Origin of the sequence: Xanthomonas sp. WHRI 6106, from assembly GCF_040202405.1 — a bacterium.
In the GTDB taxonomy this organism is placed as follows: domain Bacteria; phylum Pseudomonadota; class Gammaproteobacteria; order Xanthomonadales; family Xanthomonadaceae; genus Xanthomonas; species Xanthomonas cannabis.
In genome coordinates this window covers 185,821-192,904 of sequence record NZ_JBEGFC010000012.1, presented here as the reverse complement: position 1 = coordinate 192,904, position 7,084 = coordinate 185,821, and the positions used below count along the sequence as shown (strand labels likewise).

General features: G+C 67.8%; 4 protein-coding genes. 1 reads left to right on the top strand and 3 read right to left on the bottom strand.

Going from position 1 to position 7,084, the window contains the following annotated elements; all coding sequences use genetic code 11:
• Positions 1-773: 773 nt before the first annotated feature.
• The 3 genes from ABQZ09_RS17105 to ABQZ09_RS17095 form a co-directional block, all read right to left on the bottom strand.
• Complete coding sequence (locus tag ABQZ09_RS17105; RefSeq protein WP_349777456.1) at positions 774-1,340, bottom strand: hypothetical protein; 567 nt, start codon at positions 1,338-1,340, stop codon at positions 774-776.
• Positions 1,337-2,053, bottom strand: a complete 717-nt coding sequence (locus ABQZ09_RS17100) for an SH3 domain-containing protein (protein ID WP_349777455.1) — start codon at positions 2,051-2,053, stop codon at positions 1,337-1,339. The genes ABQZ09_RS17105 and ABQZ09_RS17100 overlap by 4 nt, the downstream gene beginning before the upstream one ends.
• A 391-nt stretch (positions 2,054-2,444) precedes the next feature.
• Positions 2,445-4,811 (bottom strand): S9 family peptidase, encoded by a 2,367-nt coding sequence (locus tag ABQZ09_RS17095; RefSeq protein WP_349777463.1) that lies wholly within the window; start codon positions 4,809-4,811, stop codon positions 2,445-2,447.
• Positions 4,812-5,653: 842 nt separating this feature from the next.
• On the opposite strand from ABQZ09_RS17095, the gene ABQZ09_RS17090 reads away from it, so the two are divergent.
• Positions 5,654-6,997 carry an AMP-binding protein gene (locus ABQZ09_RS17090; protein ID WP_349777454.1) on the top strand — a complete coding sequence of 448 codons (1,344 nt, stop codon included), beginning with the start codon at positions 5,654-5,656 and terminating at the stop codon, positions 6,995-6,997.
• The last annotated feature ends 87 nt before the right edge of the window (positions 6,998-7,084 follow it).

Here is a 7,084-nt window from a genome sequence, read left to right as displayed (position 1 = left end):
TGTCTGGTGCGGTGCCCTTACCGATTGCGGGACCGTTGGCGGCATGGATGCCGCCACCGAGCCCCCATGGACGGGTTGACGGCGTGTCCCGCGAGCGGTGAGGGCACCGCGCCCTCGACAGACTTGAAGATAGCCAAGCGATCGCGAGACGCACGATGCAGTCGTCGCTGCCTGATTGCCCAATACTGGTAGACCAGGCAGAGAGCGGACCGTCTGCGCCGTTGCTGCAGGGCCCTTGCCCGCCCACCATCGCAGGACACGCGGCAAGTACGTCCATGTAGCTCCGTGGCGGCATCCATGCCGCCAAGGGTCCCGCGACGGTGGGCGGGCAAGGGCCACTGGAGTTGGTCGGTGTGCATGGATCTCAACCAGCGACGATCAGGCTGGCGATGCGGTGACCTTTGCTTTTCAACAAAACCACCAACTAACTGTCTGGCGTGGTGTCCTCGCCGATTGCGGGACCGTGTGGCGGCAAGGATGCCGCCACCGAGCCTGCATGGACGTACTTGCGGCGTGTTCCGCAAGCGGTGAGGGCACCGCGCCCTCGACCAGACTGGAAGCTTGAGGATCGCCAAGCGCTCGCGATATGCGCGATGCAGTCGTCGCTACCTGATGGCGCAATACTGGCAGATCAGGCGGAGAGCGGAGCGTCGGCGCCTTTGCTGCAGGACCACGGTCTGCGCCCAAGCGCGAGACGCCGGATGTCGAAGACGTCATGCCCTGACCGCGGCCGGCAGGAATTCGAGCTGGTGACTGACGCGCTGCTGCAGCCACTACACCTGGGCGAACTCCGCGCGAACGGCTGGCGTGCACAGCCGCCATGCCAATGCTGCGTGTACGCAGCCAATTGCCACGACGCCCAGGCCGGTGAGGATGAACGCCATCTGCCGGGTTGCCTGCAAACGTGCCTGCATCTGTGGCCATTCCGGGCTCTGCAGCACCTCGGCGGGAAGTAACGTCTGCACGACGTCGAACAACGGTCCGATCAACGCCAGCCCGCCGAAATTGAGCAGGCCGGTCACCACGAGCACCACCACGAAACCGACTCTTGCCCATTCGCGCCGCTGCAGCAGCGCCCAGCTCAACCACGCGAAGGCGGCCGACAGCACCATGCCGGCAACAGAGAGCGACAGCGCATGGTCGATCAGCCATTGCCAGGAGCGTGGCAGGGTGATGCCTTCGGGCAATCCCAGCGATGCTGCATCCGGCGTCAGGGCGATCAGTACGATCTGCAATAGGTTGGCCAGCGCACTGACCACGCCCAGCAACAACGATATCCATGCCAGCGGCGAGACGAATCCGCCGTGCGGCTGCGGTGCTACGCGCCCTGTCGCGTTCATTGCAGGGAGGCGATATGCGCGGCGACCGCGGCCTGCCCCGGCGGGTCCAGCGCAGGCTGCAGCTGTGCGTACCAGCCGGGCAGGGCATCGGCCGGCAGGCACTGGCGCAGCAGCGGGGTGCTGCGCTCGAGAAAGGCCTCCAGGAACGGCAGGCCACGCACATACAGGAAATGACTGTCGGTGATCGACATGCCGGCATAGGCTTCGCGCAGCCACTCCAGGTGCGGCAAGGCATGTGCACCGTGGCCGGCACGGGTCAGTGCGGTCAGGAAGCTGGTGCGCGCGGTGGCCGGTGAGGTCGATCGCTCCTGCGCGTTGAGATCGTCGAACGTCAGCAGCCACTGTTCGCCGCGTTCGATCTCGTTGCACATCACCGCCGTGGTGGCCAGCTGCAATGCGTTGTGTGCGCTCGGCTCCAGCTCGTACAGCGCCAGCCAGTAGGGATAGGCCTCGTGGTAGCGATCCAGTGCACTCAACGCCAACGCACACAGGCGTTGCGCGTCGGCGCCGGCCTGCAATTGCGCCTGCGCCGCGTTGTAGGCGCCCACATGGTCGCCACGTTGAAACGCGGCCAGTGCCGGCTGCAAGGCGGGGTCGATGTCGACGCTGGCCTGCGGGGCATCGTCGGCAGCTGCCGGGGCGACGGTTGGTTTTGCGCGCGGCATCTTCGCCACGGCGGTCTTGCGTCCAAACAAGCGGTCCCACAGGCCCATCGCGTCTCCCTTGTGTGCGCCGTGGAAAGGGGAAGTGCCGGCATGCCGGTGGCGCACCGGTCACGCGGTAGACCGTCGCGCCGTGCGCGAACGCACGAGCACGCGGTCGATCCTTGGCCAAGCTTAGAGCCCCTTGCGTAGGGAGAGGTGAGCGCAACGCAACCGTGCGGAGGCGGGGCGGCTGGCTGCAGCGAGGCAACGTCTGCCTCAGGTCGTTGCACGCTGGCGGCGCTACCACCGCGGGCCACGACGTGGCTCGCGCACGCCGCCACGTCCAGCGCCGATCCGCCGGCGTGGCCGGCCGCCTGGCTGGCGGAGCGGCACCTGCGGCACTGCAATCGCCGGGCGATGTCCAGTGCGTGCTGCGTCTGCTGCAACAGGTGCAGGGGGCTCAGCGCTGCGGCTTCACCTGTGCGTTGAACAGGTTGAGGATGCGCTTGTACTCGTCCAGCCATGCATCGGCGCGGGTGAACCCGTGACGTTCCAGCGGGTACGGCGCCACCTGCCAGTTGTCCTTGTGCAGTTCGATCAGCTTTTGCGTCATGTCCACCGAGTCCTTGAAGAACACGTTGTCGTCGATCATGCCGTGGGCGATCAGCAGATGGTCGCGCAGGCCGTCGGCGTAGTTGATCGGCGAGGAGGTCTTGTACGCCTCCGGGTCGAGCTCGGGCGTGTTGAGGATGTTGGAGGTGTACTCATGGTTGTACTGCATCCAGTCGCCCACCGGCCGCAGTGCCGCACCGGCCTTGAACGTGCCCGGGCTGCGGAACAACGCCATATAGGTCATGAAGCCGCCGTACGAACCGCCATAGATGCCGGCGCGTGCGCGATCGCCCTGTTTGGTGGCCACCAGCCAGTCCAGGCCGTCCAGATAGTCTTCCAGCTCCGGGTGGCCCATGTTGCGATAGATCGCGGTGCGCCAGTCGCGGCCATAGCCTTCGGAGGCGCGGTAGTCCAGGTCCAGCACGATGTAGCCTTGCTGCACCAGCAGGTTGTGGAACATCTGCTCGCGGAAATACGGCGTGTAGCGCTCGGACACGTTCTGCAGATAGCCGGCGCCATGCACGAACATCACGATCGGATACTGCCTGCCCGGCTCGGGATTTTTCGGCCCGTAGTACTTGCCCCAGACCGTGCCGGCGCCGTGCTTGGACGGCACCTGCACGTACTGCGGCGCAATCCACGGCTGCGCCTTGAATGCGGGTGTGCGTGTGTCGGTGAGCACGGTGGCCTGTCCGCCGGTGGCCGGTACCACGGCTAGCTGCGTGGGCAGGTAACTGCCGGAGTAGCGCACCAGCAGCTGCTGCCCGTTCGGCGACAGGCTGAAGCCTTCCACGCCGTTCAACGCCGTGACTTCGGTGAGCTGGTCGCTGCGCAGGTCGAGCTTGCACACCTCGTAGTCGCCCGGCCATTTCTGGTTGCACAGAAAGTACATGCCGTTGCCGTCGGCGCTGGGCACCGGCATCGACACTTCCCACTTGCCGCGTGTGCGCTGACGCGGTTTGCCGTTGCCTTCCACCGTGTACAGCTGCGAATAGCCCGATTCTTCCGACAGCAGCCACAGCGTGCGGTTGTCGGGCAGCCAGCCGAAATCGTTGAAGTCCCAGTTGATCCAGGCGCCATCGCTCAGGCGGTGACGCGGCTGCAGCTTGGCGTTGTCCATGTCCACACTGGCGATCCAGCGGTCCTTGTTGTCCACCGCGCGGATTTCCACCGCCACGTTGCGGCCGTCGTCGCTCCAGTGCACGGCAGGGCCGCGACCGTCGCCATCGCTTTCCACCCGCACGGCGCGGTTGCCCTTGAGCGCGTCGCGCTTGGCGGCCTTGCGCAGTGCGGCGAGCGGGTCGGTGGCAATGCCGGGCAATGCGTCGAAGGACAGCTGCCGTGCGCTGCCTACTGCCACGTCGACCAGCCACAGCGTGTGCGCGGCCGGGGCGTTGCGGCCCACACGGGTGCGCGCTTCCTGGAATTCCTCGTAACCGGATTCGGTCACGTACTTGGGCATCTTGCCGGCCTGGCCTTCGTCGGCGCTTTTGGCCTGCGTCACCACCAGCAGGTGCCGGCCATCCGGCGACAGGGCGCTGTCGACGATCTCGACCTCATCACCCAGGTACACCGGCGCTGCCGCACGGGTGGCGTCTGCACGGCGCCAGGCATCTTCCTGGGTACGCAAGGCGTCGCGCTGCTCGCGGTCACGACGCAGCGTGGCGAGCGTGGCCAGTTGCTGTTCCCGCAGCACATCGGCCTTGGGCGCGGCGTTGGGGTCGCGCTCGGCCTTGACCACGGCCACCTGTGCGGTGCCGCCGTCGGCACGCCAGTGGTACCAGTTGTTGCCCGCGCGCCAGATCGCGCCGCCATCGCTGGCGAACTGCGGACGCGATTCGAGCTCGTTGCTGCGGGTCAGCTGCGTCAATGCGCCCGAGCGCAGGTCACGCAGAAAGATGTCGCCATTGCGTGCAAACAGCATGCGCTGACGGGTTGCGTCGTAACTGGGGTTGGCCGCATCCAGGCCGGCGCGGGCGGTGTCGGCCACACGTTCGGCAGTGCCGCCGCCGGTGCTCTGGCGATAGGTGTCGCGTACCGGGCTGCCGTCGCGCTTGAGCAGGTACTGCACCTGTTTGCCGTCCCATTGCCACCAGGCCTGATCGATCGACGGCCCGATCCAGTCCGGGTCGGCCATGACCTGTTCGATGGTGAGCGGTGCGGCGGACTGCGCATGCGCGGTGGCGGCCAGCAGCAGGAGGGTCAACGGCAACAGTCTGGGCATCGGTAACAACGGGCGCAACGGAAGAGCAGGCAAGCCTAGCAGCTTGCCTCTGCGGCACGCTTGGGCCACAGGTCATGCGTGGGCGGTGCCACGCCGCGGGCTGGGATGACGAGCGGGACTGTTGCGCGGCGGCAGACGGCGATGATCGACGCGGTGATGGTGGGCAGTGCAATGCGACGCCACGACGTCGCTCTGTGCTGTCGATTGCGGTACCGGGATCGGGCTAGACGCTTCAGTCTGCCGGGCGCGCGTGCTTGCCTGTGCGGCACTGCGGCACTGCGGCACTGCGGACCTGCGGACCTGCGCTTGATCGAGTTTGTGCGGAGCTGGGGGTGGCCGGCTGGCGCGGCGCGGCGGTTGCGTTCGAACACTGCACGCGCGTTTGCGCGTAAACCGGTGCGGCCATGCACGACGCTGGTGTCCAGCGGCAGAAAGCGACATGCGCGTGTCGCGTAGCGATGCCCGTTCGCGCCGATCGCGTTGCAGCAGCGATGGCTCGGTGCACGGGGAACCGATGCAAAACGGCCGCTGGCGGTCGGGTCAATGCGCGTGGTCAGTGCTTCAGGCGGCAGCCGTCAGGTGAGCGGGTGGTCGGTAAAGATGCCCCATCGGATGCGCCGACCGGCACCGCACTTGCGTGAGGTGCGGCGTCGCTGGTTGCAGCCAGCGCGCATCACGGCGGCAGCCCCGGTTGTGGTCCTGGGCCTTGCCGGCAGCGCGCATCCGGCAGCTGTTCCGCCGGGTGTGGCCGCGTCCCACTGCCGGAAACCTCCCGACTTGCCAGCAGCGCGGGTGGCCGCCAAGCTAGCGCGCTTTTGCGATTGTCGGTGCACATGTCCAGCCTGCCTGCTTCTGCCGTTTTCCACCCGATGGCCGTCGGCGCGCCTGACCGGCCGCTGGCGTGGCGCGCGGGGCAGTCGGTCGACCTGGCGACGTTCATCGCGCACGTGCACGGCCTGGCGCAGCAGCTGCCCGATGGCCAGCACGCGGTGAACCTGTGCGAAGACCGGTACCGTTTCATGGTCGCGTTCTACGCCTGCGCGCTGCGTGGGCAGGTGTCGCTGCTGCCATCCTCGCGCGCGCCGGCCGTGGTCGGCGAAGTGCAGGCCCGTCACGCCGATGCGTACTGTCTGGGCGATCTGGCGCTGGAGCTGGCGCCGCCGCGGTATTGGCAGCTGCCGGCCGAGCTGCCGCAGGCCGATGGCGCGGTGCCGCAGCTGGCCGACGACGCCCTGGTGGCGATCGGCTTCACCTCCGGCAGCACCGGCAGCCCGCAGCCCAATCCCAAGACCTGGGGCAGCTTCCTGACCAGTACGCGGCAGGATCTGGTTGCCCTGCAAAGCCTGTGGGCCGGGACCGACGCGGTGCCGCACGTGGTGGCCACGGTGCCGCCGCAACACATGTACGGCATGGAGCTGTCGGTGCTGCTGCCGATGGTGACCGAGCTGGCGGTGCATGCCGGCCGGCCGTTCTTCCCCGACGATGTGGCGCGCGCGCTTTCAGAGATTCCCGCGCCGCGCGTGCTGGTGACCACGCCGGTGCACCTGCGTGCATTAGTGGAATCGGGCGTGGCGCTGCCACCGCTGGCGGGCATCGTGTCGGCCACCGCGCCACTGACCCAGGACATTGCCGCCGCCGCCGAGGCGCGCTTTGGCGGAGAAGTCCGCGAGATGTTCGGCTCTACCGAAACCTGCGTGTTCGCCGTGCGCCGCACCGCGCTGGAAGCGGCATGGACACCGCTGCCCGGCGTGCGTCTTCAGGCTCAGCCCACGGGCACCCTGGTGCATGCGCCGCATCTGGCGACCCCGGTGATGCTGGCCGACATGATGGACGTGGCCAGTGATGGCACCTTCCAGGTGCGCGGGCGCCAGGCCGACTTGCTGGAGATTGCCGGCAAACGCGCCTCGCTGGCTGATCTCACCCGCCGCCTGCTCGCGATCCCCGGCGTGGTCGACGGCACCATCGTGCAACTGGCCCCGGATGCCGGCCAGGCGGTGGGCCGCATCGCCGCGCTGGTGGTGGCGCCGAGCCTGGACGAAGCCCAGATACTGGCCGCATTGCGCGTCAGCGTCGACCCGGTGTTTCTGCCGCGCCGCCTGCGCAAGCTCGCCGCCCTGCCACGCAACGAGACCGGCAAACTGCCGCGCGATACCGTACTGGGCTTGCTCAACGGCTGAGCGTTGCAGGCGCGCGTGCAGCCGGCAAACGCTGCCTGTCGCGCATCCCTGGCGGTCGGGCGCCGCAGACAGGATCTGCGGCGGGCG

Excerpts from the sequence above, each read along its gene's own strand:
- ABQZ09_RS17105 (WP_349777456.1), bottom strand. The coding sequence starts at position 1,340 with ATGAACGCGACAGGGCGCGTAGCACCGCAGCCGCACGGCGGATTCGTC.
- ABQZ09_RS17100 (WP_349777455.1), bottom strand. The coding sequence starts at position 2,053 with ATGGGCCTGTGGGACCGCTTGTTTGGACGCAAGACCGCCGTGGCGAAG.
- ABQZ09_RS17090 (WP_349777454.1), top strand. The coding sequence starts at position 5,654 with ATGTCCAGCCTGCCTGCTTCTGCCGTTTTCCACCCGATGGCCGTCGGC.